This is a genomic window from Rhodococcus sp. PSBB066 (genome assembly GCF_017068255.1).
In the GTDB taxonomy this organism is placed as follows: domain Bacteria; phylum Actinomycetota; class Actinomycetes; order Mycobacteriales; family Mycobacteriaceae; genus Rhodococcus; species Rhodococcus aetherivorans.
Genome location: NZ_CP070859.1, coordinates 5652199 through 5678930 on the forward strand (window position 1 = coordinate 5652199; position 26732 = coordinate 5678930).

A 26732-nucleotide genomic window follows, 5' to 3' on the forward strand; every position below is an offset into this window, starting at 1 on the left:
CTCAGTCGGTCTGTTCCGGCGGCGCGACCGCGGCCGGCTCGGCAGTCGTGTCCTCGGTGCTCTCGGTGCTCTCGGTGTTCTCGGCGCTCTCCGTGTCCCCGGCGCTCCCGGACCCGGTCTCCTCCGAGGCCTCCGGGACCGTGCCTTCCGCGTCCGCCGGGGCGGCGTCGCGACCGTCCGCGTCGGCGCCGGCCTGGGCGTGCGCCTCCGCACCCGCCTCGGCCGGCGGCAGGGCGACGACCTCCACAGCGGAGTCGTCGTACGCCTCGTGGACCGGGGAGCCCGCGCCGGTCGGCAGGGTGGTGTCCGAGTGGGCGCCGCACCCGTACGCCGAGTGCACCACGTGGCCGTCGGCGGCGAACTCGTTGCCGCACACCCCGAACGCTGCCCGCAGGGAACCCGCGAGGGGAAGGTAGAACCCGCACAGCCGACACGTCGAGGGCGCGGCCTTGGCCATGTCCGAGTCGGGGCCGTAGTCGCCGTCGTACCAGCGCTGGGCTGCCTCGAGGCGGCCCTCGAGGCTCATGACCTGCGTGCGGCCGAGGCCGATCTCGAGGGCCGTCTCGTCGATCTCGGGGTCGCCGGTGGCGACGTAGCCGGGCACGAGGCGCGGATCCCCCGCCGGGGGCGCGAGCAGGTCGCCGGGACCGAGGTCGCCGGGCCGGATCCGCTCGTTCCACGGCACCCACCGCGGCGCGACGAGCGCGTCCGGTCCGGGCAGCAGCGCCAGCTCGCTCACCGTCACCCGGTCCGAGCCGGGTGCGGCGGCGACGACGACGGCCCACTGCCAGCCCCGGTACCCGGGCAGTTCCGCGGCGAACCGGTGGGTGGCAGCGCAGTCGTCCTCGGCCGCGACGCCGAGGTACGCGCCGACGCCGGTCTCTCCCGCGTCCAGCAGCGCGGCCCGCGCGACGTCGACGGCGTCGGCCAGCAGAGGCTGCACGAGCTGTTCGGTAGAGGCGGACGCGGAGCCGGACGCAACTGAGGAAGGCACACCACTCACGGACCCCATTCTGCCGCACGGAACCGCCACCGCGACCCTCGGCTGCCATCATGTGGGCATGCGCCGCCGTCCGCTCTCCGTCGCGGCCGCGGTCGCCGCCTGCGTCGCGGCAGCCGCGTGCGACTCCGCCCCGGCGGATCCGGGTCCGCCGCCTGAGCGCCTGCGGGCCGAGCTCGTGGCCGTGCATCCGCACGATCCCGCCGCGTTCACGCAGGGCCTCGAGGTGTCCGGCGACGAGTTGCTCGAGGGCACCGGCCTGTCCGGCCGGTCGTGGATCGCGGCGCGGTCGCTGGCCACCGGCGCCGAACGGGTCCGGGTGCCGGTGCCGGACGGCATGTTCGGCGAGGGCATCACCGTCGCCGGCACCACGGTGTGGCAGCTGACGTGGCGTGACGGGGTCGCGGTCGCCCGCGACCGGGACACCCTGGCCGAACGCGGCCGCGCCGGCTACGACGGGGAGGGCTGGGGGTTGTGCGCCCAGGACGACCGGCTGGTGATGAGCGACGGCACCGCGGAGCTGACGTTCCGGCACCCCGGGACCTTCGCGGAGACGGGCCGGGTGACGGTCCTGCGCGAGGGCCGCGCCGTCACCCGCCTCAACGAACTCGAATGCACCGACGACGGTGCCGTATACGCCAACGTGTGGAAGACCGACGAGATCCTGCGCATCGACCCGGACGAGGGCCGGGTGACCGCCGTGGTGGACGCCGGGGCGCTGCGCGAGCGGCTCACCGACGGGCAGCGCGAGCGCATCGACGTGCTCAACGGAATCGCGCACCTGCCCGGTACCGATCGCTTCCTCGTCACCGGCAAGTACTGGCCGTCGGTGTTCGAGGTGCGGTTCGTGCCGTGATCGCGCCGCAGGTGGGGCACGCCACCGAACACCGATCCGCCCGGTGCGACAGAATTGTGCCGTGACCGATTCGGACGAGGAACGCGCACACGACGACGCGGGCCGAGGCGCCGACGTCGGCGGTCGTCCCCGCCGGTCGGCCCGGGCCCCGCACCCCGGCAACGGCAACTATCCGCCGCCGCGGCGCACGTCTGCGCGACGTACCCCCCTGCCGCCGCTGCACCCGGTCGAGGACGCCCGCAGGTACCGGGGCGACGACTTCTCCCGCGAGGAGCGCGCCGGCGCCCCGCGGGCCCCACGGATGCCGCGGAAACTGACGGTCACCCGCGTCGCGGCGCTGCGCAGCCGTGAGCTCACGAGCAAGGGCATCGCGACGTTCCGCCGGGCCGCCACCGCGGACGGTGCGGACCGCTCGGGCCTGACGGCCCTGACCTACGCGACGATGGCGAACTTCGCGAGCGACGCGGCGGTCGCCGTGGCCCTGGCCAACACCCTGTTCTTCTCGGCGGCCACGGGCGAGGACAAGACCAAGGTCGCCCTGTATCTGCTCATCACGATCGCCCCGTTCGCGGTGATCGCCCCGCTGATCGGTCCGTTGCTCGACCGGTTGCAGCACGGTCGCCGGCTGGCGCTGGCCACGTCGTTCGCCGCGCGCACCGTGCTCGCCGTGGTGCTGGTGTTCAACTTCGACAGCTGGGGGCTGTATCCCGCCGCGCTGGCGATGATGGTGCTGTCCAAATCGTTCGCGGTGCTCAAATCGGCGGTGACGCCGCGGGTGCTGCCGCCCGAGATCGATCTGGTCCGGGTGAACTCCCGGCTCACGGTGTTCGGCCTGGTGGGCGGCACGATGGGCGCCGGGGCCGTCGCCGCCGCCGCGGCCTGGCTGTTCGGATCGTCCGGCGCACTGTGGCTGTGCGCCGTCATCACGGCGTTCGGCGCGTACCTGAGCATGCGGATCCCGTCGTGGGTCGAGGTCACCGAGGGCGAGGTGCCGGCCACGCTGTCGTATCACGGCGCCGAGGCCCGCACCGAGGTCACCGGGACCCGCACCGAAGTGATTGCGACGCCCGCGCGCGCCGCCGGCGGCGCGAAGAGCCGCCGGCAGCCGCTGGGGCGGGCCGTGCTCACCGGTTTGTGGGGCAACGGCACGATCCGGGTGCTGACCGGCTTCCTGACCTTGTTCATCGCGTTCGTCGCCAAGTCGAAGACCGAGCACGAGCCCCTGGTCCAGGCGGGGATGCTGGGTCTGGTCGGCGCGGCCGCCGCCATCGGCAACTTCACCGGCAACGCGACCGGCGCGCGGCTCACGCTGGGCCGTCCCGCGCTGATCGTGGTGCGGTGCACCGCGGCCGTGACGGTGATGGCGGCGCTGGCCGCCGCGACCGGCAACCTGATCACGGCGGCCCTCGTGGCGCTGGTGGGATCCTGCGCGAGCGCGCTGGCGAAGGTGTCGCTGGACGCGTCACTGCAGCAGGACCTGCCGGAGGAGTCCATCGCGTCCGGGTTCGGTCGCTCGGAGACGGTGCTGCAGCTGAGCTGGGTGTTCGGCGGGGCCCTGGGGGTCCTGCTGCCGACCGAGTACTGGCTCGGGTTCACCGTGGTCACCGTCGTGCTGGCCCTCGGTCTGACGCAGACGATCCTCACCTACCGTGGAGGCACCGTCGTTCCGGGCTTCGGTGGCAAACGCCCGGAACACGCCACCCAGGAGACCACCGGTCGCATCCCGCGGCCAGGCGGACGTACGACGAGAAACGGAACGTGATGAGACTGCAGCCCCGGACGAAGAAGACGATCGCGATCCTGGTGATCGTGGCGCTGGTCGCGATCGGCGGGCTCACCGCGGTCGTGGTCTCCCTCGTCCGTTCCGCACCGCCGAGCGTGCCCACGGTGACGGCGTACGCGCAGGGCCGTACGGTCACGGTCGAGCCCGGCCTGTGCAGCGCCGACGGCACGTGCGCCGGCCTCGAGGCCGTGATGCTCGAGGTGCCGGCGGGCCGGCCGCTGCAGCTGTCGTTGCCGTCGGAGATCACCGACTCGGACTGGCGGCTGAACGTCACCTACGGTGATCCCCGCACCGGCGAGATCTTCGAGGGGTTCCGCGACTACACGCCCGGTCAGGCCCGGGCCGTGACGGTGCCGTCCGACCCCGGCGCGCAGTTGCTGAATGTGGTGCTGCAGCTTCCCGCCACCGGGGAGCAGGCGCCGGTGTGGGCGATCCAGACGTTCTGACCCCCGTCCGGCATGCGAGAGGGGCCTTCCGGGTGCTGTCCCGGAAGGCCCCTCTCGCGTCGGGTCGGCCCGACGCCGGGCGTCAGGAGTCGAGCTCGCGGGCGACGGCCCGCATCACCTCGGAGATCCGCTGGGCGGTCTTGCGCTCGGGATGGCGGCCCTTGCGCAGCTCCGGCTGCACGGTGGCCTCGAGCAGCTTGATCATGTCCTCGACCATGCCGTGCAGCTCGTCGGGCGTGTGCCGCTTCTGGGGGGCCGCCTCACGCCGCCCTCCTTGGCGCACCGACGGCAGCGGATCGAGCAGTTTCAGGCTGAGCGCCTGCGGTCCGCGACGGCCCGCGGCCATGCCGAACTCCACCCGCTGACCCGGCTTGAGGCCCTCGACCCCGGCCGGGAGCGCGGAGGCACGCACATAGACGTCCTCGCCCTCCTCCTGGGACAGGAAGCCGAAGCCCTTCTCCATGTCGTACCACTTCACCTTGCCGGTAGGCACTGCGTTCACCCGCTCCTCGACAGCCGTGCCCCGGTGGGCACGAGTGGATATGCAAAACAACGCGCCCCGCTTCGAGTGCGGGACGCGCAGACATGCGTCAGTGTACCCGCGGCGGAGTCCACCTTCGAAAGTCCGGCGGCGGCGCGGGCGGGTGGGGAAGCACTACGGTGGAACCCGTGGGCACCTCCAGTTCTTCCGCACCGGGCAACGGCCTGCTCAAGGCCGCGCTGGCATGTTTCCTGGTCGGGATCGTCGCCGTGGTGGCGATCTTCCTGACCCCCGCCGTCACCGACGGCCGGCCGGGCCTGGTGCTGTATCTGCTGACTCTCGCCTGGCCGCTCGGCTTCGTGCTGGCATTGACCTTCGCGCTGCGCTCCGGCCGGCGCTCCCGCGGAAGGGATCGCACGTGAGGATTCTGCTCAACATCATCTGGCTGGTCTTCGGCGGCCTGTGGCTGGCGCTGGGGTACTTCCTGGCAGGCCTGATCTGCTTCGTGCTGATCATCACCATCCCGTTCGGCATCGCCTCGTTCCGCATCGGCATGTACGCGCTGTGGCCGTTCGGCAAGACGGTGGTGGACAAGCCCACGGCGGGGGCCGGGTCGCTGATCGGCAACGTGATCTGGGTCGTCGTCGCCGGCATCTGGCTGGCCCTCGGTCACGTCGTGACGGCGATCGCGATGGCGATCACGATCATCGGCATCCCCCTGGCGCTCGCGAACCTGAAGATGGTGCCGATCTCGCTGCTGCCGCTCGGGAAGGACATCGTCCCGGTGGACAACCGCCCGAGTTACATGTGACGTTCCTCACATAACACGGGCATAACGGCGAGGTCGCGAACCGGCACCGGCGATGGACTTTGGTCCCTACCTGCGACTTCATCCCGCCACACGCGCCACTCACGCGCCGCCCTCGCCGCGCTCGGCGTTATCAATTGGTGACAATCCCCGCCTCGAGCCGTTACCGTCGTCTCCGGCCGGTTGGTTCGGCCACCCCGGGTCCGTCGCGCCAAATCCTGCTCCGCGGATTCCGGGTGTCCCGACGAACGATCCACGGGAGCAGGAAGCGGGGGACCCAACGGTCTCCCAGGGAACACCGATTCCCAGGAGGCACCCGGATCGCCGCCCACGGCGACGGTCCTTGGGGTGAAGCCGAATCGCCCACCGGCGAGGAGGCCGGGCTACCTCTTCAGCCCGAACCCGACAGCTGACCTCGTAGGCGCGTACGGAGAGGAACCGGAACCGACATGAGCGGACGCCATCGCAAACCCACCAACACCGGCCGCACCGTCGCCAAGTTCGCGCTGACCAGCGCGGTTCTCGGCGTCACGGGCGTCGCCTTCAGCGGCACCGCCAACGCCGCTCCCGACTCCGACTGGGACCGCCTCGCGCAGTGCGAGTCCGGCGGCAACTGGGGCATCAACACCGGCAACGGCTACCAGGGTGGCCTGCAGTTCTCCCCCAGCACGTGGAACGCCTACGGCGGCGGCGAGTACGCGGCGACCGCCAACCAGGCCACCCGCGAGCAGCAGATCACCGTCGCCGAGCGCGTGCTCGCCGGCCAGGGCTGGGGCGCGTGGCCGTCCTGCTCCTCGAGCCTCGGCCTGAGCAGCGCTCCGACGCAGCGCAGCGCCCCGTCCACGAGCGCCGGCACCGTCCAGAACACCCCGGTCGTCGAGGCCGCCCCCGAGGTGCCCGAGCTTCCCGCTCTGCCCGCGGAGGCCCAGGGCCTGCGGGCCGGCTTCGAACAGGGCCTCGACGCCCTGCGCCAGGCCGGCATCGCCGTCGACCAGAACCTCGTCGACGCGGTCAACGCCGCCCTGCCGAACTGATACCCGGCACAGACGCACGAAAGAGCCCCGCACCGTTCCGGTGCGGGGCTCTTTCGTGCTTCGATCAGCGGTTGATGACGGTGCGGGGGTGGGTGTACGGCAGGGAGTCGACCGGCAACGGGAACTCCATCTCCTCGCCGTACGGGGACAACGGGCCGGAACGAGTCGAGGACAACTCGGTGACGGCGTGGTCCCCGTCCGCCACCTTGGGCCACCCCGGATCGACATACTGCTTCTTCGAATTGTCAGCCATGCGCTCATTTTGGCAGGCAGGTTCACGGACAGCTACTTCAGGTCTCTAATCTGGTCTCGATGACCGCCACCGACCCCGCCGCGCCGGAGACCGGGCCGGAGTCGCTCGCGCGCTGGCTGAGCGACCGCCGCGACGCCGACCTCGCCGAGCTGCTGCGCGCGCGCCCCGACCTGGTGGTCCCGCCACCCGCGACGATGGCCGTCCTGGCCGGCCGCGCGCAGCAACGTGCCTCGGTGTTCCGCGCCGCCGACGAACTCACCGTCCTCGACTTCGGTGTGGTCGACGCGCTGACCCGGCTGGGCGCCGACCGGGAGCCGGTGACCCGCCGGGCGCTGCTCGACTCCGTGTCCGGCCGCGTCACCGCCAAGAACGTCGACCGGTCCCTCGACCGCCTGCGCCGCCTGTCGCTCGTGTGGGGTCCCGCCGACGGGCTGCGGCTGGTCAAGGCCGCGGCCGAGGCGGTGCCGTGGCGAATCGGCCGCAGTCCCGACCCCGAGCAGCTGCCGGCCCCGGCCGAGGTCGGCGCCCTGCTCGCCGACCTCGATCCGGCGCAGCGCAGCCTGCTCGACACCCTCGCGCGCACCTCGCCCGTCGGGCGTACCCGCGACGCCGCGGCGGGCACACCCGCCGACCGGCCCGTGCAGCGCCTGCTCACCGCCGGGCTGCTGATCCGGCTCGACGACGAGACCGTCGAGCTGCCGCACCGGGTCGGTCAGGCGCTGCGCGGCGAGGCCCCCTTCGACCCCGCCGCCCTCACCCCGCCCCGGCCGCTGCCCGCGACGCACGTCGTCGCCGAGGTCAACGCCACCGCTGCGGGCGCCGCCCTCGAACTGCTGCGGCACTGCGAGAACCTGATCGACGCGCTCGCCGCGCTGCCCGCCCCCGCGCTCAAGTCCGGGGGACTCGGAGTGCGCGAACTGCGCCGCCTCGCCAAGACCGTCGACGTCGACGAGCAACTCGCCGCGCTGCTCGTCGAGGTGCTCGCCGCGGCCGGCCTGATCTCGCGGGGTGTGCCCCAGCCGCCGCCCCCGACGGACATCGACGACTACTGGGCGCCGACCACCGCCGCCGACGGCTGGTCGAACGCGCCGCCCGCGCAGCGCTGGGCCGTGCTCGCGGGCGCGTGGCTCGACGCGCCGCGACGTCCGTGGCTCGTCGGGCGCCGCGACGCGACGGACAAGCCGATCGCCGCACTGTCCGACGAGTGCCAGTCCACCGCCGCACCGCGCGAGCGGCGCCTGCTGCTCGAGCTGCTCGCCGAGGTGCCCGGGTCGGCGCCCGGCGCGGATGCGGCGCGAGCCGTGCTGGCCTGGCGGCGGCCGCGGTGGGCGGCCCGGCTCGGCGCCGACACGGTGGCCGAGACGCTGCGGGAGGCGACGGCGCTGGCCGTCGTCGCGCACGGGGCTCTCGCCTCGCCCGGCAAGGCGCTGCTGCACGGCGGCGACCCCGAGGCGGAGATGGCCGCGGTTCTGCCGGAACCGGTCGACTACGTGCTGGTCCAGGCCGACCTGACGGTGGTGGCGCCCGGCCCCCTGGTGCCCGAACTCGCGGACCGCATCGCCCTCGTCGCCGACGTCGAGTCGGCGGGCGCGGCCACGGTGTACCGGGTGAGCGAGACCGGCGTGCGCCGCGCTCTGGACGCGGGCACCGGCGCCGCCGAGCTGCACGCCCTGTTCGCCACGCATTCGCGCACTCCCGTTCCCCAGGCGCTGACCTACCTGATCGACGACGTCGCCCGCCGCCACGGCCGGCTCCGCGCCGGGCTCGCCGCCTCGTTCGTCCGCTCCGACGACCCGGCGCTGCTGGCCGAGGTGCTCGGTCACCCCGTCGCCGGCCACCTCGCCCTGCGGGCCGTCGCGCCGACGGTCGCGGTGTCGCAGGCGCCGCTGGCGGAGGTGCTCGCCGAGCTGCGCGGTGCGGGCTTCGCGCCCGCGGGCGAGGACGCCACCGGCGCGGTGCTGGACCTGCGGCCACGAGGCGCCCGGGTGTCGGTGCCGCGGGCACGGCCCCGCTACATCGGACCGACGCCGCCCACCGGGGAGCAACTCGACACCCTGATCCGCACGCTGCGCGCCGGGGACCGGGCCGCGGCCGCCCCGCGCGGCACCACCGTCCGCGGCGACGGCACCCGCACGGGCGGTGCCGCGACGATGGCGCTGCTGCAGCTCGCCGCGCACGGCAAGCGCAGCGTCCGGATCGGCTACGTCGACGCGCAGGGCGTCGCCACCCACCGCATCGTCGATCCCGTCGCCGTCGGCGGGGGGCAGCTCGAGGCGTTCGACCCCGCCGCGGGCACGGTCCGCAGCTTCGTGCTGCACCGCATCACCACGGTCGCGCTCGTGGAGTGACGGCGGCCGGTGGCGGGCCTGCCGCCGCACCTGGAGAATGGGGAGGTTCTGCCTGTTCCCGTGCTAGGAGGCGTCCGTGGCCGACGGACCGTTGATCGTCCAGTCCGACAAGACCCTGCTCCTCGAGGTCGACCACGCCCTCGCGAACGAGGCCCGGCAGGCCATCGCGCCGTTCGCCGAGCTCGAACGCGCCCCCGAGCACGTGCACACCTACCGGGTCACCCCGCTGGCGTTGTGGAACGCCCGCGCCGCGGGACACGACGCCGAGCAGGTCGTCGACGCCCTGGTCACCCACTCCCGGTTCGCGGTCCCGCAGCCGCTGCTCGTCGACATCGTCGACACCATGGCCCGCTACGGCCGGCTGCAGCTGGTGAAGAACCCCGCGCACGGCCTGACCCTGGTCAGCCTCGACCGGGCGGTGCTCGAGGAGGTGATGCGCAACAAGAAGATCGCGCCGATGCTCGGCGCCCGGCTCGACGACGACACCGTGATCGTGCATCCGAGCGAGCGCGGCCGGCTCAAGCAGATGTTGCTCAAGGTCGGCTGGCCGGCCGAGGACCTCGCCGGCTACGTCGACGGTGAGGCACACGCGATCAACCTCGACTTCGAGACCAACCCCTGGCACCTGCGGGACTACCAGGAGATGGCCGCGGACTCGTTCTGGGCCGGCGGCTCCGGCGTGGTGGTGCTGCCGTGCGGGGCGGGGAAGACGATGGTGGGTGCGGCCGCGATGGCCAAGGCGGGCGCCACCACCCTGATCCTGGTGACCAACACCGTCGCGGGCCGGCAGTGGAAGCGCGAGCTGATCGCCCGCACGTCGCTCACCGAGGACGAGATCGGCGAGTACTCCGGGGAGAAGAAGGAGATCCGCCCGGTCACCATCGCCACCTACCAGGTCATCACCCGCAAGTCGAAGGGCGAGTACCGCAACCTCGAGCTGTTCGACTCCCGCGACTGGGGGCTGATGATCTACGACGAGGTGCATCTGCTGCCCGCCCCGGTGTTCCGGATGACGGCCGACCTGCAGTCCCGGCGCCGGCTCGGCCTCACCGCGACCCTCGTGCGCGAGGACGGCCGCGAGGGCGACGTATTCTCGCTCATCGGCCCCAAGCGCTACGACGCACCGTGGAAGGACATCGAGGCGCAGGGCTGGATCGCGCCCGCGGAGTGCGTCGAGGTGCGGGTGACCCTGACCGACGCGGAACGGATGACGTACGCGGTGGCCGAGCCCGAGGAGCGGTACAAGCTGTGCTCGACCGCGCACACGAAGATCGCGGTGGTGAAGTCGATCCTGGACCGGCACCGCGACTCCCCCACCCTGATCATCGGGGCGTACCTCGATCAGCTCGACGAGCTCGGCGAGGCGCTGGACGCCCCGGTGATCAAGGGCTCGACCCGGAACAAGGAGCGCGAGGAGCTGTTCGACCGCTTCCGCGCCGGTGAGCTGAAGGTGCTCGTCGTATCGAAGGTCGCGAACTTCTCGATCGACCTGCCCGAGGCGTCGGTGGCGGTGCAGGTGTCGGGCACGTTCGGCTCGCGCCAGGAGGAGGCGCAGCGCCTCGGCCGGTTGCTGCGCCCCAAGCACGACGGCGGGCAGGCGCACTTCTACTCGGTCGTCGCGCGCGACACCCTCGACGCCGAGTACGCCGCGCACCGGCAGCGGTTCCTCGCCGAACAGGGTTACGCGTACCGGATCACCGACGCGGACGATCTGCTCGGCCCCACCATCGGCTGACCGCCGGCCGGTTCAGCCGGGCGGGAGGCGGTACTCCTGTTCCGGTCGTCCCGTGCTGCCGTACCGGAGCTGCATCCGCAGCTGCCCCTTGGTGACGAGCGCGGCGAGATAACGCTGGGCGGTCGCGCGGGACACCCCGATCGTGGCCGCCACCTCCCCCGCCGACATGGGCGTGTTCGAGGACGAGAGAGCTTGCAGGACAAGTTCTTTGGTCACCGATCGGGGCGCCCTGTCGCCGGCGCCCGACGGCGCCGGGCGCAGCGCGGCGAGCGCCGAGTCGATCTCGGCCTGGGTGAGTTCGGCGCCGGCGACGAGACGCCGGTACTGCGCGTACGCCGACAACCGCCGCGCGAGTTCGGTGTTGGGAAACGGCTTGACCAGATACCCCGAGGCGCCGGCGGCCAGCGCGGCCCGCACCGTCGTGCCCTCGGCGGCTGCGCCGAGTACGAATGCGTCGCAGTCGAGTTCACGGATCAGGTCGATGCCGGAGCCGTCGGGCAGGTACACGTCCACGAGCGCGAGGTCGACCGGGGCCTCGCGGACCGCGGCGCGCGCGGCCGCGACGGTACCGGCGACCGCCGCCACGCGGAACCCGGCCACCGCGGCGACCACGCTCGCGTGCAGTTCCGCGACGCGGAAGTCGTCGTCGACGACGAGCACCGTCAGATCGGATCCGCCCACGCGGTGTCTCCTTCGTCGAGTACGTCGATCAGCGTGGCGACGAACACCGCGCCCCCGGTGGGATTGTCCGGGGTGCGCCGCCCGCCGGGATCGGCGAGGATCACGTCGCCGCCGTGCTGCCGGGCCACCTGCCGCGCCAGCGCCAGGCCCATTCCGCGACCGCCCGGGACGGCACCGTCGGCGTGGGTGGTGACACCCTCCCCGAAGACCTCCCCGGCGCGGCCGGCGGCGATGCCGGCACCGGTGTCCGCGACGGCCAGGTGCAGGTCGCGGCCGGCCTCGACGAGTTCGACCTCCACCTCGGCGGGGTCGTGCCCGTGCTCGCGGGCCGCCTCGATCGCGTTGTCGAGCAGGTTGCCCAGCACGGTCGTGACGTCCACGGGGCAGCGGACGGTGCCGCGCACCCAGGTGTTCTCGCCGAGGACCAGCGTCACCCCGCTCTCCCGCGCGTGGGCGGCCTTGGCGGTGAGGAAGGCGTGCAGGTACGGGTCGGCGACGGCGTCGAGCCCGTCGAGGGGCCGGCCGGTGGGCCCGGATCCGAGGAGCTGCTCGAGGTACTCGGTGGCCTGAGCGCTGCGGCCTTGCTGCAGCAGGCCGTAGAGCAGGTGCAGGCGGTTCGCGGTCTCGTGCCGCTGGGCCCGCAGGGCGGTGGTCAGCGACTGCACGGCGTCGAGTTCGCGGGTGAGCTTCTCGACGTCGGTGCGGTCGCGCACCGACATCACGGTGCCCAGGTCGCGGCCGTCGCGCAGGACCCGGCGCGCGACGGCCAGCACGATCCGGTCGCCCGCGGCGGCGGCCACCGGCTCGTCGCGGGGGCGGCGCGCGACGTCGAGCAGGCGCGGGGTGAGCCCGACGTCCTCGAGCCGGTCCCCCACTCCGCCGCGCAGGTCGAGCAGCCGCCGGGCCTCGGCGTTGACGACGGTGACCACCCCCTCGGTGTCGGCGCCGATCACCCCTTCCCCGATGCCGTGCAGCACGACCTCCTGCTCCCGGACCAGCTCGGCGAGCTGCTCGGGCTCGAGGCCGAGGGTCAGCCGCTTCCACCGGCGGGCCAGCAGCGCCGATCCCGCGGCGCCGCACGCCAGGGCGCCGGCCGCGACGAGCGCCGCCTGCGCGACGTCCTCGCGCAGCTCCGACCGGACGCGGTCGGTGGCGATGCCGACGCTGACCTCGCCGACGACCCGCTCCGAGCCGGGGGCGACGACGGGCACCTTGGCCCGGACGGAGTCGCCGAGGGTGCCGCGCTCGCTGCGCACCACCTCCCGTCCGGCCAGGGCCTCGTCCGGGTCGGTGCTGACCCGCAGACCGAGCAGCCGCGCGTCGGGGTGAGCCAGCCGCAGTCCCTGCTCGTCGGTGACCACCACGAACAACGCGCCGGTGGCCGCGCGCACCGCCTCGGCGGCCTGCTGGACCGTGCCGGTCGCGAGCTCCGGGTTGCCGGGTGCGACGACTCCGTCGTCGGCGGCCGCGAGCCGGGCCACCTCGGCCCGGACCGTGGCATCGGCTGCGACGGTCCGGGCGACGGCGAGGGCGCGTTGTCCGTATTCGTCGGTGACGCGGTCCTCGGTGGTGGTGACGAACGCCGCGAACCCGAGGCCGAGCGCCACCGCCACCACGGCGGACTGCAACAGCAGCACCTGGGTGCGCAGCCTCACGACGCCTCCGGCAGTTCGGGGTCCGACACGTTGATCCGTTTCTCGCGACGGTACGTCGGTGCGGAGCTCAGCCGAGCGGGATCTGGCCCAGGAGGATGCCGACGGCCAGCATGGTGAGCGACACGAGCGTCGCACGCCACAGCACCTTGCGGTGGTGGTCGGCGAGCTGGACGCCGGCGAGGGTGACGAGCAGCAGGATCGCGGGCACCAGCGGGCTCTGCATGTGCACGGGCTGGCCGGTGATCGAGGCGCGGGCCATCTCGACCGGTTCGATCCCGTACTGGGCGGCCGTCTCGGCCAGGACCGGCAGCACGCCGAAGTAGAACGCGTCGTTGGTCATGAAGAAGGTGAACGGGATGCTGAGCACGCCCGTGATCACCGCCAGGTAGGGGCCGAGCGCGTCCGGGATCGCGCCGGTCAGCCACTGCGCCATCTCCTCGACCATGCCGGTGCCCTGGAACACACCGGTCAGGACGGCGGCCGCGAACACCATGGCCACGACCGACACGATGCTCGACGAGTGCCGGACGATCGCCTCGGACTGCTCCGACACGCGCGGGAAGTTCACGGCCAGCGCCAGACCTGCGGCGATCATGAACAGGACGGGGATGGGCAGGATGTCGAGCCCGAGGACGACGAGCAGGGCGACGGTGAGCAGCGCGTTGAACGGCAGCAGCCTCGGTCGCAGGGTCGCGCGGGTCGGGTCGAGACCTGCGACGAAACCGCCGGTCTCGTCGTCGCCGGGCGCGTCCGGGCCGGATCCGCTGCCGGCGCCACGCGAACCCGAACGACCCGCTCCCGTGGAGCCGCCGCGGCCGGCGCCGGCCAGGACCGGCTCAGCGGTCCACACCAGCTTGCCGAGGCGCCGGCGCTCCATGACACCGAGGTGCAGCGCGAACCCGAGCACGACGACCAGGCCGACGAGCAGCGACGGGATCATCGGGACGAACACATCCGACGGGGACAGGCCGAGCGCGCTGGCGGCGCGGACCGTCGGGCCGCCCCACGGGATGATGTTCATCGTCGCGTTCGACAGGCCCGCGACAACCGTCAGCACCACCGGGCTCACCCGCAGCTTCAGGTACAGCGGCAGCATCGCGGACGTGGTGATGATGAAGGTGGTCGAGCCGTCGCCGTCGAGGGAGACGACCATCGCCAGCACTGCCGTCCCCACGACGAGCCGCGCCGGGTCGTCCCGGACGAGCCGCAGGACGAGCCGCACCAGGGGGTCGAACAGCCCCACGTCGATCATGATCCCGAAGAAGATGATCGCGAAGAACAGCAGCGCGGCCGTCGGGGCGAGGTCGGTGACCCCGTCGACGATCATGTCGCCGAGATCGGCGCCCGCACCGGCGAACAGGCCGAAGGCGACCGGAACGAGGATCAGCCCGACGACGGGAGTGGCCCTCTTGGACAGGATCAGATACATGAAGACGGCGACCATGAGGAAGCCGAGGAAGACAAGCACGATCTGCTCGCTTTCGTCGGTGGACGGTGCGGAGGAGGTTCGAGAATCCGGGTCGTCGCCCGGTGTGATCTCTGCTACACGGAAGTGTGGGGCAGGCCACTGCGGGTGGTCACCGTTGCGTGCGATAGCGCCGTTGTGCGCATTCTGCTCGAGTGCATTCGCCCCGGTCGGCGGGTTTACCGGGACCGCATGAGGGGTACGCCTTCCGCATGGGCGCACGGGGCGACAAGGGTGGCCGGACCGCATCCGGCAGCCCGGGCCGAACGGCTACCAAGGCCGCGGACCGGGGCAGCTCGACCAGGACGACCGAGCGGCCGCGTCGTGCGGCCCCGTCGTCCGGGACGGCGAAAAGGCCGACGGCGTCGGCCACCGCCGGCCGGGAACGAGCGCCCCGCAGACGCTCGTCCGCCACGAAACCGACCGCCGCGAAGTCGGCCGCCACGAAGGCCACCACGGAATCGACCACGGCGGCACCGCGGCGGACGGCGTCGAAGCCGCGCACCGAACGGGCAACGGCCCCCCGCCGATCGGCGCCGGAGACACCCCGCCGATCGACGTCGGATGCCCCCCGGCGCCGCCCGGGGCAGGAGGCCGCCACGAAATCGACCACCACGGCGGCACCGCGGCGGACGGCGTCGAAGCCGCGCACCGAACGGGCAACGGCCCCCCGCCGATCGACGTCGGAGACCCCCCGCCGCCCGGGGCAGGAAGCCGCCACGCGCCCGGCCCGTCCGCGGACGCGGACCGCCGCCGCGGGGGAGGCACGGCAGCGGCCCCGCGAGCAGTCCCGCACCTCCACGACATCCCGGCCCTCGTCGGCATCCCGGCCCTCGTCGCCGGAGCGCACGCCCCGCCGGCCGGCCTCGACCTCGCAACGCCCCGGACCCACCGGTCGCGGCGAGCCTCTTCCGAGCCGCAAGCCCGGACCCTTCGCGGCCCTCGTCGAGTGGCTGAAGATCCGCGTTCGCCGACTTGCGCGCGCGGCGCGGAGGCAAGGAGCCGCGGTGATGCGCAAGATCCCCGGGTGGACGGATCAGCTCACCGACTCCGTCACCGAGGGCCACCCGATCAAAAGTGCCGTCCTGGAGGGGATCCGGGCCTTCCTGACCGGCAAGAACGTCGTGTGGGCAGCGTTCAAGGGCCTGCTGTCCGGACTGAGCATCAAGGCCAAGATCCTCCTTGCTCTCGCCGTCGTCCTGGTGGCGCTGCTGGCTCCGGTCCTGCTCGTGGTCGCCCTGCTGGCCCTGCTCGTCGCCGGGGTGATCGCGGCGGTACGGGCCGCTACGCAGTGATCCGAAGGTCCTCGTGTCGAAGGGGTGGATCCTGCGCCATCGCGCGAGAGGGCTCCACAGCAACGCCCCCCTCACCACCGCTGCGGCCACCCCTACAGGGCTCCACCGCCGACCAGCCGGTCGCATAAGCTGACGGCGTGCGCCGTTTCGACTTCCCCGTGGACCTGCCCCACGCCAAGGCCGTCAATCAGACCGTCGCCGAGGTGCGGCGGCTGCGGGTCTCGGGGATCGTGCTGGCGGTGCTGTTCGCGGCGGCCGCGGTGTGGCTGCTCCTGATCGGCCAGGCGTGGTCCTTCGTCGTCGCGGCGGTGGTGATCGTCGCCGCACTCACCGCTGCGTGGGTTGCGGTATGGGCGCCGCGCAAGGTGGGCACGATCCAGCACCTGTACCGGGACAGTCCCCTGGTGCCGGCCGTGGTCTCCGAGCTCCGGCCGCGCGGGATGACGCTGCTCGCGCTCGTCGACATCGCCAAGCCGGAGACCGGCGTCCACCGCTATGCGCTGGTCGCCCGGGACGTCACGGCCGTACCGGGGCACCGGGTGCAGGTCGGCGAGCGCGTGCCGTGCGTCGCGGTGCTGTCGGACCGCACCACCCGCAACACGAGCGGCGCGTGGCAGATGGTCAGCCCGATGCCGATCGCGTGGGGCACCCGCGACGCCTCGGTGCTGCGGGAGGCCGCGGCCGCCATCGACGAGACCGAGTGGAAGGTGGTCGAAGGCAAGCTGTCCCTCTCGGACGAGGTCGCGGCCAGCGACGAGCGCCGGCTCGTGCTGGACCCGAAGGACCTGCCCCCCGACCTCCGCTGACCATGCGACCCGTCGTCCTCGCCGGAAGCACCGTCGTTCTCACGGTGCCGGGCCCGGACGACGTCGACGCGATCACGGCCGCCTGCCGGGACCGGTCGATCGTCCGGTGGACGACGGTCCCCGACCCCTACACCCGCGCCGACGCGCAACGGTTCGTCGGCGACGTGGTGCCCGCCGGCTGGGAGGGACACAGTCCGGTGTGGGCGGTGCGGACCACCGCCGACGGCCCGCTGCTGGGCACGATCGGGCTGATCGCGCGCGACCCGTCGGCCGCGGAGATCGGGTACTGGATCGCTCCGGCCGCACGCACCCGCGGGCTCGCGACGGCCGCGGTGAACGTGTTGTGCGACTTCGCCTTCCGCGCGGACGGTCTGAAACTGGGCCGTATCGAATGGCGGGCGCTGGCCGCCAATCTCGCGTCGGCGGCGGTGGCGCGGCGCGTCGGCTTCCGCTTCGAGGGGGTGCAACGGCGCGGCGTGCTGCAGCGCGGGGTGCGGCACGACGCGTGGGTCGCGGGTCTGCTGCCCGACGACCCACGCGTGCCGGCCGACGGGTGGCCGATGTGATCGGCACGGCCGCCGGCGACCCCGGTCAGCGCAGTTCGGGCAGGACTTCCCTCTCGAACAACTCGATGCCCGAGGTGTCGTACGCGGCCTCGGGGAAATAGAGGATCGCGTAGGTCATGCCCTGCTTCTTCAGCGCGGTGAAGTTCTCCACGATCTGCTCGGGAGTGCCGACGGCGGGCAGCCCCCGGAACGCGTCGAGCGCGCTGTCGGCCTTCTCCGGCCCGACGTACGGTTCGAGCCGCGCGCGCAGCGCATCGAGGCGCTCCTGCACCTCGGCCTCGGTCCGGCCGATCGCGACGTTGTAGTTCGCCGAGCGGACGATGGCGTCGAAGTCGGTGCCCACGTCGGCGCAGTGCCCGCGCAGGATCTCCGACTTGTGGGCGAAGCCCTCCGGGGTGCCGTCGAAGTTGGTGTACTGCGCGTACTTGGCCGCGATCTTCAGGGTCACCTTCTCCCCGCCGCCGGCGATCCACAGCGGGATGCCGCCGTCCTGCAGCGGCAGGGGGCGCACGACGGCGCCGTCCACCTGGTAGTGCCTGCCGTGCAGGGTCGCGGTGCCGGTGGTCCAGGCCTGCCGGAAGATCTGCACGCCCTCGTCGAGCCGGCGCAGCCGCTCGGCGGCGGGCGGGAAGCCGTATCCGTACGCGCGCCACTCGTGCTCGTACCATCCGCCGCCGATGCCCATCTCGATGCGGCCGCCGGAGATGATGTCCGCGGTCGCGGCGACCTTCGCCAGGTAGGCGGGGTTGCGGTAGCTCATGGCGGTGCACATCTGTCCGATGCGCACGTTCTCGGTGACCGCGGCGAATGCCGACACCAGCGACCAGGCCTCGTGGGTGGCCTCCTCGGTGGGCAGAGGCACGGTGTGGAAGTGGTCGTACACCCAGATCGATTCCCACGGGCCGGCGTCGGCGCGCTGCGCCAGGTCGCGCATCACCCGCCACTGCTCGGCGGGATCGATGCCGACGAGGTCGAGCCGCCAGCCCTGGGGGACGAAGAATCCGAAACGCATGTGGGTCCTAACTCGGTGTCGTGGTGTGTGCTGCCTTCTCGGACGCCGACGCCGGTTGCAGCGTGCGACGCGGCCAAGCCGAGTATCGCGGAATGTACCGGTACATGACGGCGGCACCGAGCATCGCGAGTCCTCCGACGGTCAGTGCGCCGGCCGCCAGCGACAGCGCGGCGACGGCCCCGACCGCGAACGGGCCGGCGAACATACCGCTGTCGTGCATCAGTCGCCAGGCCGCGAGAAACTCCGCACGCGTCCGCGGCGGGGCGGTGTCGGCCCCGAGCGTCATGCTGACGCCGTTGCCCAGGCCGTTGCCGATTCCGAGGAGCACGGCCACCGCCACGAGGGAGACGAGATCGTCCGCGATCGGGAGCGCCAGAAACGCCACACCGATCACGAGCAGCGACGGCACCGCCACGACGCGGCGGCCGAAGCGGTCCATCATCTGTCCCACCGGATACGAACAGAGCAGGTCGACGCCACGATCAACCCGGCCACGGACACCGGGGCCCCGAGGTCGCGCGCGAGAAGCGCAACCACCGGGGCCCCGGCACCCTGCCCGATCCCGAAGATCGCGGACGGGACGAACACCGACCGGACGAGCGACGTCGGTTCGAGGGGCGGACTCACGCCGTCGCGGCACCCGCGTATGCGGTGGCCGCGAGGCGACCGGCCGGGCGGTCGAGCCCGTAGTGGCCGCGCAACGTCGTCGCCGTGTACTCGGTGCGGAACAGCCCGCGCTCCTGCAGGATCGGCACCACGCGGGTGGTGAAGTCCTCGAGTCCGCCGGGCAGATACGGCGGCATGACGTTGAAGCCGTCGGCGGCCTCGCTGTCGAACCACAGCTGCAGTTCGTCGGCGATCTGTTCGGGGGTGCCGGCGAAGGTGCGGTGCCCGCGGCCGCCGCCGAGCTTCCCGATGAGCTGGCGCACGGTCAGGCCCTCGCTCTCGGCGAGGTTCTTCACCAGTTCGTAGCGGCTCTTGTTGCCCTGGATCCGGTCGATCGGCGGCAGCGGAGGCAGGGGCGCGTCCAGGGCATGCTCGGTGAGATCAACTCCCACCATCCCGGAGAGCTGGCGCAACGAGTACGCCGGTGAGATCAGGTCGGTGAACTCCTGCTCGAGCGCCTTGGCCTCGGCCTCGGTGTCGCCGATGAACGGCACGATCCCGGGGAGCACCTTCAGGGAGTGCGGATCCCGCCCCGCCTCGGCCACGCGGGCCTTCAGGTCGCGGTAGAACGCCTGCCCCTCGGCCAGGGTGCGCTGCGCGGTGAAGACCGCCTCGGCGTACAGGGCGGCGAAATCCTTTCCGCTCTCCGAGGATCCGGCCTGTACCAGCACGGGACGGCCCTGAGGTGAGCGCGGGGAGTTCAGTGGGCCGCGCACCGTGAACCGCGCGCCGGCGTGGTCGATGGTGTGTACCTTGGCCGGGTCGGCGAAGCGGCCGCTGTCGACGTCCAGCTCGACGGCATCGTCGTCCCAGCTGTCCCACAGGGCGACGGCGACGTCGACGAACTCGGCGGCGCGGTCGTAACGGCCGGCGTGGTCCGGTGTCTCGTCGTAGCCGAAGTTGGCCGCTTCGTCGGCGCCACCCGAGGTCACGATGTTCCAGCCGGCGCGGCCGTGGCTGATGTGGTCGAGCGAGGCGAGCTTGCGGGCGAGGTTGAACGGCTCGTTGTAGCCGGTCGACGCGGTGGCGATCAGGCCCACCCGCTCGGTGACGACGGCCATCGCGGACAGCAGGGTGATCGGCTCGAAGACCGCCTGGATGTTGTGTTCCACGCGGGGACCGGTCGCGAGGCCGTCGGCGAAGAACACCGAGTCGAGCTTGCCGCGTTCGGCGATCTGCGCGAGCTCCTGGAAGTGTGCGACGTCGAGGACGCGGCGCTCGTCGGTGCGCGGGTGCCGCCAGGCGGCCTCGTGGTGGCCGACCCCCATCAGGAAGGCGTTGAGGTGGAACTGCTTCGGAGACTGGGACATGACAACCTATCCGAGTACGTGGGAACGGAGGGACTACTGGTCTGCGCGCCAGCGGGACAGTCGGCGCTCGACTGCGACGAGGATCCCGTTGAAGGTCAGACCGACGAGGGAGATGGCGACGATGCCGGCATACATGTTCGGGATCTGGAAGTTGAGCTGCGAGGCGGTGATGAGATAGCCGAGACCTGCTTTGGCGCCGACCATCTCGGCCGCAATGAGCACGAGGATCGACGAAGCCGCAGCCATCCGGATGCCGGTGAAGATCGTCGGCACGGCAGCCGGCAGGATGACCTTCTGGAACAGGCGGTAGGAAGGCAGACCGAGGGAACGGGCCGATTTGACCAGCAGCGGATCCACGGTGCGCACGCCGGAGATGGTGTTGAGCAGGATCGGGAAGGTGCTCGCGTAGATCACCAGCGCCACCTTCGAGGTCTCGCCGATGCCCAGGATCAGGATGAACACGGGCAGCAGTGCGAGCGCGGCGGTGTTGCGGAACAGCTCGAGGATCGGATTGAGGAACTCGGCCACCGGCCGGTACCAGCCGATCGCCACCCCGAGCGGGATCGCGACGAGCACTGCGATCACGAATCCGGTGACGGCCCGGGACAGGCTGGCGCCGAGGTGTTCGGCGAGCTGGCCACTACCGATCAGCTGGGTGAAGGCCTCCGCGACCACGGTGAAGGGCGGCAGGAACACCTCGTCGACGAGCCCGAGCCGGGGCGCGGTCTCCCAGACCGCGAGGAAGGCGAGGATCGCGAGGGCCGGCTTCACACCGCGCCATACGACGGCACCGACCCGGCGTCCGGTCCCGGCGCCCGGGGCGGGCACGGCCGGCGCGGGTCGCTGCTCCGCGAGGGCCCCGTCGAGCTCGACGGGGTCGATCAGCGTGGCGCTCGGACTAGACATGCTGCACCTCCTGGGTTGCGGCACCGAACTCGTGGTGCTGCGCGCGCTCGACCTCCGAGTGCAGCAATGACCAGATCCGGTGTCGATAGTGTCGGAACGCCTCGCCGGACCGGACGTCGTCGACGGTGCGATCGATGTCGATGTCCACGACGGTCTTGATCCGCCCGGGCCGGGACGTGAGCACGGCGACGCGCTGTCCGAGGTAGATCGCCTCGTCGATGCCGTGGGTGATGAACAGGATGGTCTTGCCGGTCTCGTGTCGGATCCGCAACAGCTCGTCCTGCAACGACTCCCGGGTCTGCGCGTCGAGGGCGGCGAACGGCTCGTCCATGAGGAGCACCTCGGGGTCGAACGCCAGGCTCCGGGCGATCGCGACGCGCTGTTTCATGCCGCCGGACAGCTCGTGCGGATAGCGATCGCCGAACCCGCGCAGCCCCACCAGCTCGAGGTAGTGCTCGGCCAGCGCGCGGCGCTGACGCCGGGGCAGGCCCTTCGCCTCGAGGCCGAATTCGATGTTGTGCCGCGCGGTGCGCCACGGCAGGAGCGCGTACTGCTGGAAGACGATGCCCCGATCCAGGCCCGGCCCGGAGATCGGCTGTCCGTCGAGCAGGATCCGTCCCGACGTCGGGCTGCTCAGCCCGCCGAGAAGGTCGAGCAGCGTGGACTTGCCGCAGCCGCTGGGGCCGACGAGGACGAGGAACTCACCGTCGGCCAGGTCGAGGCTGACATCGTCGAGGGCAGTGAACGCGGTGTCCGTACCGCGGACCGGGAACTGCTTGGTCACGTGCTCGAGACGGAGCTTCGGGGTGGTGGTCATTTCGCCTCCTCGACGGGTTCACCGTTCGGACCGCTCGACGGTTCGTAGGTGCCGTTGGCGTAGGGGTTGAATTCGTTGGTGTAGATGTCGGCCGGGGTGAACGTGCCCTCGGGCAGTTCGCCGTTCCGGGCGAGCCAGTCGAGCCAGGTCTGGATCTCCTGTTCGGTGATCGTCCCGCCCGGGCCGGCGACGCCGGGGCTCTTGTAGAACTCGACGAGGTTGGTGTTCTCGTTGCGGCCGCGGCCGTTGATGATCTCCTTGTACTCGGCGATGACCTCGTCGCGTGGGGTGGTCTGCGCCCAGCGAATGGCCCGCGCCGTGCCCTGCACGAAATCCGCCACCGCGTCCCGGTTCTCGGCGATGAAGTCGTCTCGGAAGACGTACGTGCCGTAGCTGAACGCCCCGAACAGGGACTCGTCGGTGAACAGCGGACGGATCCCGCCGCGCGAGACCGCGGTCTCGCGGAACACGCTGCCGAGGGTGCCGACGTCGATCTGCCCTTCCCGCAGCGCCTGCTCGGTGTTCACCGGGGGCACCACGATCAGTTCGACCTGCTTGATCTCGTCCGGGGTCAGTCCCTGCTGGGCGAGCCATTCGCGGACGAGGAACTCGTGGTGGGCACCGAGCGTGTTCATCCCCACCTTCTTGCCGATCAGATCCCGGGCGGTGCGGATCGGGCTGTCCTCGAGCACGAAGTAGCCGTTGAACGACTCCTCGTCGGAGCCGTAGTAGCTGATGACCGACGTGATCGGCGAGTTGGCGGCGGCGAGCTTGATGACGGCGCCGTTGAATGCGCCGCCGAACTCGGTCTGGCCGGTGGCCGCGGACTGGATGTCCTGCGGACCGCTGGTGGTGTCGCCCACCCAGTCCAGCGCGACGTTCTCGTAGTAACCGAGGTTCTCCGCGAGTTCGGGATAGGTGACCTGGCCGGCCGAGCCCTGGTAGCGCAGGACGGTGCGACCGTCCTCGGTGGTGGTGGTCTCCGACCCCGAGGAGCAGGCCGCGACCCCCGCGGCGAGGGTGACGAGGGTGGCTGCGACCGCAGCCGACCGGACCAGTCGGCTGCGCAGCGTGGAATACGACATCGCGAGAGTTGTCCCTTACGTTCGACGAAGAGGCCCGGCACGGCGGGCACGGAGAAATGCGGCGCGCGGCGACAGTGAAGGCGTACGCGACACCGGGATTCGCGGTGCGGCAACGGAAGATCGCGCGACGGCGGCCGGCCGGACGGGCCGGCACGCCGGGCTACACCGGGAGGGTCAGCGACAACAGTCCGGACACTCGTACACGGTGGACTCCTTCTGCGGCGATCGGACTCCGGAAGTCTGTCCCGGGCCGCCGCGACGGGTCAACGCTTCGGCGCATCCGTGTGCGGATCCCTTGACATGTTCGGTCCGGTGCCGTACCGGTCGCGATCGCGCCGTCGGTCGGTACGATCGCCCCATGCGCACCGCCGTGCTCGCCGACGCCTTCGAGCAGCATCGGCCGCACCTGCTCTCCGTCGCCTACCGGCTGACGGGCAGCGTCGCCGACGCCGAGGACGCGGTCCAGGACGCGTGGCTGCGCCTCGACGGCGCCGACACCGACCGGATCGACGATCTGCGGGCGTGGCTGACCACCGTCGTCGGACGCCTGTGCCTCGACCGGCTGCGGTCGGCGACGGCGCGCCGGGAGAACTATGTCGGCCAGTGGCTGCCCGAGCCGATCGTCACCCCGCTCGGCGGATCGCCGGCCCCGGATCCACTGGAAGCCGTGGTGCGGCAGGAGGACAGCAGGATGGCGGCGATGGTCGTGCTGGACACGCTCACCCCCGCCCAGCGCGTCGCCTTCGTCCTGCACGACGGGTTCGCCGTGCCGTTCGACGAGATCGCCGGCATTCTCGACGTCACGCCGGCGTCCGCGCGCCAGCTCGCCTCCCGCGGTAGGCGGGCCGTCGCGGCCGCGCCGCCCCCCGTGCCGGCCGCCGAGCACGTCGAGGCGGTGCAGCGGCTGATGACCGCCCTCGCCTCCGGGGACCTCGCGGCGGTGGTCGCGGCGCTCGATCCCGATGCCCGGGTGATCGGAGACGCCAACGGGGTGACCCGCACGGCCGTCAACGTCGTCGTCGGCGCGGAGCGGTTCGCCCGGTTCTTCCTGGGCCTGATGCAGCGCTACGGCGCCGAGGCGTTCCTGGCCGGCACACCGGCGCTCGTCAACGGCGAACTCGGGTTCGTCAGCGGGGGCGGCCCCGGCGACGAGACCCACCGGGCCTTCGCCGGCCGGGTCGTCGGCTGCACGGTCCGCAACGGGCGGGTCTGGGCGGCCTACGACATGGCCAATCCCGACAAGCTCCGCGGCGTCCTGCTCGCCCGCGGGGACGACCACCGAGCGTAGCGAACCGGGCCGAATCCGCCGACCATACGGTGCGATCGGTTTCACCCCAGGTGCAGCCATCGGCCGATCGACGGCACCTCGTGCTCGTCGACCGCGAACACGAGGTACCACCCCGGCGGCGCGAGGTCGGGGTCGGTGGGCAGATGCAGCGTGACCGATCCACCCGCCCCGGCGGTGAACGCGACGTCGACCAGGCGTTGCTCGCTGTCGCACGAGTGGGTGCAGGCGCCCGGACGGACGAGGCCGACGGTCTGTACGGCGCCGCGCGGGTGCACGGTCGCGGCAACGGCTCCCCCGTATCCGCCCTCGGCGGCGGCCAGCTCGAGGGTCGGCCGGTCGCCGTGGAACAGATACGGGGGCCAGTAGATCTCGATGCGCAGGTCCTCCGTCTTGCGGGCCGGATTCGAGCCGGCGGTGACCACTTTCCCGTCGGGGGTCAGCAAGGCGACCGAGTGGTAGAGCCGGGGCACCCGAGAGGGCGCGGTGTGCGTCCACACGCCGGTGGCGGGCCGGTAGATCTCCGCATGGGGCGGTGCGCCGTGCGCCGTCTCCTCCACCGCCGAACCGCCCGTGGCGAGCACCGTGCGGTCCGGGAGCAGCACCGCGCTCAGATGCATGCGGGCATGGGCCATCGGGGGACCGGGCCGATAGGCGGGCTCCGGGTCGGTGAGGTCGACGATCCGCGTGTCGGCGAGTGCAGGTGCGGGACTGTGCAGGTCGAATCCTCCGCCGCCGAGGATCATGACCCTCTGCTGCTGGGCCGGCGGCAGCAGCACGCTCGCCGCCTGATTGCGGGAACCGGGCACGGCCAGGCCGGCCACGGCGGTGACGTGACCCGTATCGGGATCCCACACGGACGGCCGCATGCCGTTGTTCCCGCCGTATTGACCTCCGGAATAGAAGATCCGGCCGTCCGCGAGCAGGAACAGGTGCGCATACATCGGGATCGGGCCCGGCGACGGCAGTTCCGACCACGTCGCGGTCGCCGCGGTGTACCGCTCGGGGACGACCGAAAGATGGTTGTCGGCGCCGAGTCCGGACACCGCGACCACGTTCCCGTCGCCGAGGGTGAGCAGCGTCGGGTACCACCGCCCGTACGTCATGTCGGCGGTGGCCGACCACTCCCCCGTGACCGGATCGAAGACGAGCGCGTCCTTCAGACCGTAGAACGGGTCGTACCGTTCGGTGCCCCCGGCCGCGAGAAGGCGCCCGTCGGGAAGAAACGCCTGCCCGACGCAGAACAGGTCGATCGGTGTGGCCGGAGCGTCGAGTTCGGGAGCGGGATAGTGCCAGACTCTGGTGCGGAATCGATGGGCTGCATGGTGGTCGGGATCGTTCCCGGAGCCTGCGAAGAAGAGCACGTCCCCGGTGTGCAGCAGCGCCGCGTGCACGGGATTGATCTCGGTGCCGAAGTCGAGCAGCCGCCAGAGACCCATGTCGGGCGCCTCGTCGACGTCCGTGACGAGTTCGACCACGCGGAGGTATCCGGTGTTGCGCTGCGGTGGGTTGTCCGTCGCGAGCACGACCAGTTCGGGCCGGGAACCGTCGCCGCGATCCAGCACTGCGGCTGCCGCACCCTGGTTCTCCCAGAAGCCCCACGCCGGGATGGTGGACCACACGCTCCAGCCGTCGAGGGCGTGACCGGATCCGTCCAGACCCCAGCCGATCGTGTAGTGACCACCGTTCTCCCCCGGCGGATTGTCGACGGCGAGCACGATCAGTTCGGGCCGGCCGTCGCCGTCGAGGTCGGTGACGGCGATGCCCGCACCCTGGTTCTCCCAGCCGTACCAGTCCGGTACGGGCACCCAGGGCGTCCAGCCGGCGGTCAGCGTTCCCTCGGGAGTCAACCCCCGGCCCAGCCGGAACTGTCCGCTGTTCTGGCCGGGCGGGTTGTCGACGACGAAGACCACGAGGGTGGGCAGGCCGTCGAGGTCGGCGATCGCGATGTCGGCGCCCTGGTTCTCCCACCCGTACCAGTCCGGGACCGCGATCCACGGCGTCCACCCTCCCGTGACCGTTCCGTCGGCGGCCAGGTCGCGGCCGATGCGGAAGTATCCGGAGTTCTGACCGGGCGGGTTGTCGACGACGAAGACGACGAGGTCGAGCGTGCCGGTACCGCCGAGGTCCGCGACGGCGATACCGGCGCCCTGGTTCTCCCAGCCCCACCAATCGGGAACGGGGATCCAGGACTCCCAGTTGCGCACCGTTCCGTCGGCGGCCAGCCCGTGTCCGACCCGGTACCAGCCGGTGTTCTGCTCTCGCGGGTTGTCGATCATGAGAGCGACGACGTCCGGTGCGCCGTCACCGTCGATGTCGGCGACGGCGACGCCGCAGTCGTGATTCTCCCAGCTGAACCAGTCCGGAACAGGCACGAAACCACCGGCCATGGCGCCTCCCAGTATCCGGGTCCGGCCGCGGTCGGGTCCGCGAACGAGA

The 26732-nt window shown here is 72.0% G+C and carries 24 protein-coding genes, 1 pseudogene and 1 riboswitch; of the genes and pseudogenes, 12 read left to right on the plus strand and 13 right to left on the minus strand.

Translation table 11 applies throughout. The annotated features are described in order from the left end of the window. Window position 1 precedes the first annotated feature (1 nt). A complete protein-coding gene (locus JYA75_RS25780) occupies window positions 2-1012 on the minus strand; it encodes a DUF3027 domain-containing protein (RefSeq protein ID WP_185713792.1) in 1011 nt (336 codons plus the stop codon). A 43-nt stretch (window positions 1013-1055) separates the two neighbouring features. Here JYA75_RS25780 and JYA75_RS25785 point away from each other — a divergent pair, with 43 nt between their 5' ends. The 3 genes from JYA75_RS25785 (at window position 1056) to JYA75_RS25795 (ending at window position 4085) form a co-directional block, all read left to right on the plus strand. Next, window positions 1056-1856 (plus strand): glutaminyl-peptide cyclotransferase, encoded by an 801-nt coding sequence (locus JYA75_RS25785; RefSeq protein WP_102800642.1) that lies wholly within the window; start codon window positions 1056-1058, stop codon window positions 1854-1856. Between the two features lie 61 nt (window positions 1857-1917). Continuing rightward, entirely contained in the window at window positions 1918-3618 is a 1701-nt protein-coding gene (locus tag JYA75_RS25790) for an MFS transporter (protein ID WP_006936158.1), read from the plus strand. After that, entirely contained in the window at window positions 3618-4085 is a 468-nt protein-coding gene (locus JYA75_RS25795; RefSeq protein WP_006936161.1) for a DUF2771 family protein, read from the plus strand. Before JYA75_RS25790 ends, JYA75_RS25795 begins: the two co-directional genes overlap by 1 nt. A gap of 82 nt (window positions 4086-4167) precedes the next feature. On the opposite strand, the gene JYA75_RS25800 is transcribed toward JYA75_RS25795, so the two are convergent. Then, window positions 4168-4578: a cold-shock protein gene (locus JYA75_RS25800; RefSeq protein WP_029541805.1), complete on the minus strand. Its 411-nt coding sequence runs from the start codon at window positions 4576-4578 to the stop codon at window positions 4168-4170. A gap of 167 nt (window positions 4579-4745) precedes the next feature. Between JYA75_RS25800 and JYA75_RS25805 the strand changes: the two genes are divergently transcribed. The 3 genes from JYA75_RS25805 (at window position 4746) to JYA75_RS25815 (ending at window position 6408) form a co-directional block, all read left to right on the plus strand. Next, window positions 4746-4988 (plus strand): hypothetical protein, encoded by a 243-nt coding sequence (locus JYA75_RS25805; protein WP_006936164.1) that lies wholly within the window; start codon window positions 4746-4748, stop codon window positions 4986-4988. Continuing rightward, entirely contained in the window at window positions 4985-5377 is a 393-nt protein-coding gene (locus JYA75_RS25810) for a YccF domain-containing protein (RefSeq protein ID WP_006936165.1), read from the plus strand. The genes JYA75_RS25805 and JYA75_RS25810 overlap by 4 nt, the downstream gene beginning before the upstream one ends. A 211-nt stretch (window positions 5378-5588) precedes the next feature. After that, a riboswitch (cyclic di-AMP (ydaO/yuaA leader) is annotated at window positions 5589-5814 on the plus strand. A gap of 9 nt (window positions 5815-5823) precedes the next feature. Continuing rightward, window positions 5824-6408 (plus strand): resuscitation-promoting factor Rpf1 domain-containing protein, encoded by a 585-nt coding sequence (locus JYA75_RS25815; RefSeq protein WP_006936171.1) that lies wholly within the window; start codon window positions 5824-5826, stop codon window positions 6406-6408. Between the two features lie 64 nt (window positions 6409-6472). Here JYA75_RS25815 and JYA75_RS25820 read toward each other — a convergent pair whose 3' ends face one another. Next, window positions 6473-6661 carry a hypothetical protein gene (locus tag JYA75_RS25820; protein ID WP_006936172.1) on the minus strand — a complete coding sequence of 63 codons (189 nt, stop codon included), beginning with the start codon at window positions 6659-6661 and terminating at the stop codon, window positions 6473-6475. Window positions 6662-6720: 59 nt separating this feature from the next. Here JYA75_RS25820 and JYA75_RS25825 point away from each other — a divergent pair, with 59 nt between their 5' ends. Together JYA75_RS25825 and JYA75_RS25830 are read left to right on the plus strand one after the other, a co-directional pair. Continuing rightward, entirely contained in the window at window positions 6721-9009 is a 2289-nt protein-coding gene (locus JYA75_RS25825; RefSeq protein ID WP_185713793.1) for a helicase-associated domain-containing protein, read from the plus strand. A gap of 76 nt (window positions 9010-9085) precedes the next feature. After that, entirely contained in the window at window positions 9086-10744 is a 1659-nt protein-coding gene (locus tag JYA75_RS25830; protein ID WP_006936177.1) for a DNA repair helicase XPB, read from the plus strand. A gap of 12 nt (window positions 10745-10756) precedes the next feature. On the opposite strand, the gene JYA75_RS25835 is transcribed toward JYA75_RS25830, so the two are convergent. The 3 genes from JYA75_RS25835 to JYA75_RS25845 form a co-directional block, all read right to left on the minus strand. Beyond that, window positions 10757-11425, minus strand: a complete 669-nt coding sequence (locus JYA75_RS25835) for a response regulator (RefSeq protein WP_029541800.1) — start codon at window positions 11423-11425, stop codon at window positions 10757-10759. Further along, window positions 11407-13080: a sensor histidine kinase gene (locus tag JYA75_RS25840; RefSeq protein ID WP_006936181.1), complete on the minus strand. Its 1674-nt coding sequence runs from the start codon at window positions 13078-13080 to the stop codon at window positions 11407-11409. Before JYA75_RS25840 ends, JYA75_RS25835 begins: the two co-directional genes overlap by 19 nt. Window positions 13081-13147: 67 nt before the next feature. Continuing rightward, entirely contained in the window at window positions 13148-14548 is a 1401-nt protein-coding gene (locus JYA75_RS25845) for a citrate:proton symporter (protein WP_065922944.1), read from the minus strand. A gap of 1007 nt (window positions 14549-15555) precedes the next feature. On the opposite strand from JYA75_RS25845, the gene JYA75_RS25850 reads away from it, so the two are divergent. The 3 genes from JYA75_RS25850 (at window position 15556) to JYA75_RS25860 (ending at window position 17212) form a co-directional block, all read left to right on the plus strand. Next, window positions 15556-15840, plus strand: a complete 285-nt coding sequence (locus JYA75_RS25850) for a hypothetical protein (protein WP_206530884.1) — start codon at window positions 15556-15558, stop codon at window positions 15838-15840. A gap of 137 nt (window positions 15841-15977) precedes the next feature. After that, window positions 15978-16646 carry a DUF3239 domain-containing protein gene (locus JYA75_RS25855; protein ID WP_006931132.1) on the plus strand — a complete coding sequence of 223 codons (669 nt, stop codon included), beginning with the start codon at window positions 15978-15980 and terminating at the stop codon, window positions 16644-16646. A gap of 2 nt (window positions 16647-16648) precedes the next feature. Next, entirely contained in the window at window positions 16649-17212 is a 564-nt protein-coding gene (locus tag JYA75_RS25860) for a GNAT family N-acetyltransferase (RefSeq protein ID WP_006931131.1), read from the plus strand. A gap of 25 nt (window positions 17213-17237) precedes the next feature. On the opposite strand, the gene JYA75_RS25865 is transcribed toward JYA75_RS25860, so the two are convergent. From JYA75_RS25865 to JYA75_RS25890, 6 genes and pseudogenes are all read right to left on the minus strand, one after another. Beyond that, complete coding sequence (locus tag JYA75_RS25865) at window positions 17238-18224, minus strand: LLM class F420-dependent oxidoreductase (RefSeq protein ID WP_006931130.1); 987 nt, start codon at window positions 18222-18224, stop codon at window positions 17238-17240. 7 nt (window positions 18225-18231) lie between these two features. Then, window positions 18232-18699 (minus strand): annotated as a pseudogene (locus tag JYA75_RS25870) (MFS transporter); the annotation flags it as partial. Between the two features lie 148 nt (window positions 18700-18847). Then, window positions 18848-20200, minus strand: a complete 1353-nt coding sequence (locus JYA75_RS25875; RefSeq protein WP_168579260.1) for an LLM class flavin-dependent oxidoreductase — start codon at window positions 20198-20200, stop codon at window positions 18848-18850. A 33-nt stretch (window positions 20201-20233) separates the two neighbouring features. Continuing rightward, window positions 20234-21106: an ABC transporter permease gene (locus tag JYA75_RS25880; protein WP_006931126.1), complete on the minus strand. Its 873-nt coding sequence runs from the start codon at window positions 21104-21106 to the stop codon at window positions 20234-20236. Further along, window positions 21099-21923, minus strand: coding sequence for an ABC transporter ATP-binding protein (locus JYA75_RS25885; protein WP_006931125.1), 825 nt, complete (start codon window positions 21921-21923; stop codon window positions 21099-21101). The genes JYA75_RS25880 and JYA75_RS25885 overlap by 8 nt, the downstream gene beginning before the upstream one ends. Continuing rightward, on the minus strand, window positions 21920-23008 hold the full coding sequence (locus JYA75_RS25890) for an ABC transporter substrate-binding protein (protein WP_006931123.1): 1089 nt from the start codon (window positions 23006-23008) through the stop codon (window positions 21920-21922). Before JYA75_RS25890 ends, JYA75_RS25885 begins: the two co-directional genes overlap by 4 nt. Window positions 23009-23366: 358 nt before the next feature. Here JYA75_RS25890 and JYA75_RS25895 point away from each other — a divergent pair, with 358 nt between their 5' ends. Next, on the plus strand, window positions 23367-24296 hold the full coding sequence (locus tag JYA75_RS25895) for a sigma-70 family RNA polymerase sigma factor (protein ID WP_065922946.1): 930 nt from the start codon (window positions 23367-23369) through the stop codon (window positions 24294-24296). A gap of 41 nt (window positions 24297-24337) precedes the next feature. Here the strand turns inward: JYA75_RS25895 and JYA75_RS25900 are convergent, their stop codons facing one another. After that, window positions 24338-26683, minus strand: coding sequence for a galactose oxidase-like domain-containing protein (locus JYA75_RS25900; RefSeq protein WP_185713797.1), 2346 nt, complete (start codon window positions 26681-26683; stop codon window positions 24338-24340). Between the last annotated feature and the right edge of the window lie 49 nt (window positions 26684-26732).

Bases quoted from the DNA above. Each gene is read 5' to 3' on its own strand.
- JYA75_RS25780 (WP_185713792.1), bottom strand. From the start codon at position 1,012: ATGGGGTCCGTGAGTGGTGTGCCTTCCTCAGTTGCGTCCGGCTCCGCG.
- JYA75_RS25795 (WP_006936161.1), top strand. From the start codon at position 3,618: ATGAGACTGCAGCCCCGGACGAAGAAGACGATCGCGATCCTGGTGATC.
- JYA75_RS25815 (WP_006936171.1), top strand. From the start codon at position 5,824: ATGAGCGGACGCCATCGCAAACCCACCAACACCGGCCGCACCGTCGCC.
- JYA75_RS25820 (WP_006936172.1), bottom strand. From the start codon at position 6,661: ATGGCTGACAATTCGAAGAAGCAGTATGTCGATCCGGGGTGGCCCAAG.
- JYA75_RS25825 (WP_185713793.1), top strand. From the start codon at position 6,721: ATGACCGCCACCGACCCCGCCGCGCCGGAGACCGGGCCGGAGTCGCTC.
- JYA75_RS25850 (WP_206530884.1), top strand. From the start codon at position 15,556: ATGCGCAAGATCCCCGGGTGGACGGATCAGCTCACCGACTCCGTCACC.
- JYA75_RS25860 (WP_006931131.1), top strand. From the start codon at position 16,649: ATGCGACCCGTCGTCCTCGCCGGAAGCACCGTCGTTCTCACGGTGCCG.
- JYA75_RS25865 (WP_006931130.1), bottom strand. From the start codon at position 18,224: ATGCGTTTCGGATTCTTCGTCCCCCAGGGCTGGCGGCTCGACCTCGTC.
- JYA75_RS25875 (WP_168579260.1), bottom strand. From the start codon at position 20,200: ATGTCCCAGTCTCCGAAGCAGTTCCACCTCAACGCCTTCCTGATGGGG.
- JYA75_RS25880 (WP_006931126.1), bottom strand. From the start codon at position 21,106: ATGTCTAGTCCGAGCGCCACGCTGATCGACCCCGTCGAGCTCGACGGG.
- JYA75_RS25885 (WP_006931125.1), bottom strand. From the start codon at position 21,923: ATGACCACCACCCCGAAGCTCCGTCTCGAGCACGTGACCAAGCAGTTC.
- JYA75_RS25890 (WP_006931123.1), bottom strand. From the start codon at position 23,008: ATGTCGTATTCCACGCTGCGCAGCCGACTGGTCCGGTCGGCTGCGGTC.
- JYA75_RS25895 (WP_065922946.1), top strand. From the start codon at position 23,367: ATGCGCACCGCCGTGCTCGCCGACGCCTTCGAGCAGCATCGGCCGCAC.
- JYA75_RS25900 (WP_185713797.1), bottom strand. From the start codon at position 26,683: ATGGCCGGTGGTTTCGTGCCTGTTCCGGACTGGTTCAGCTGGGAGAAT.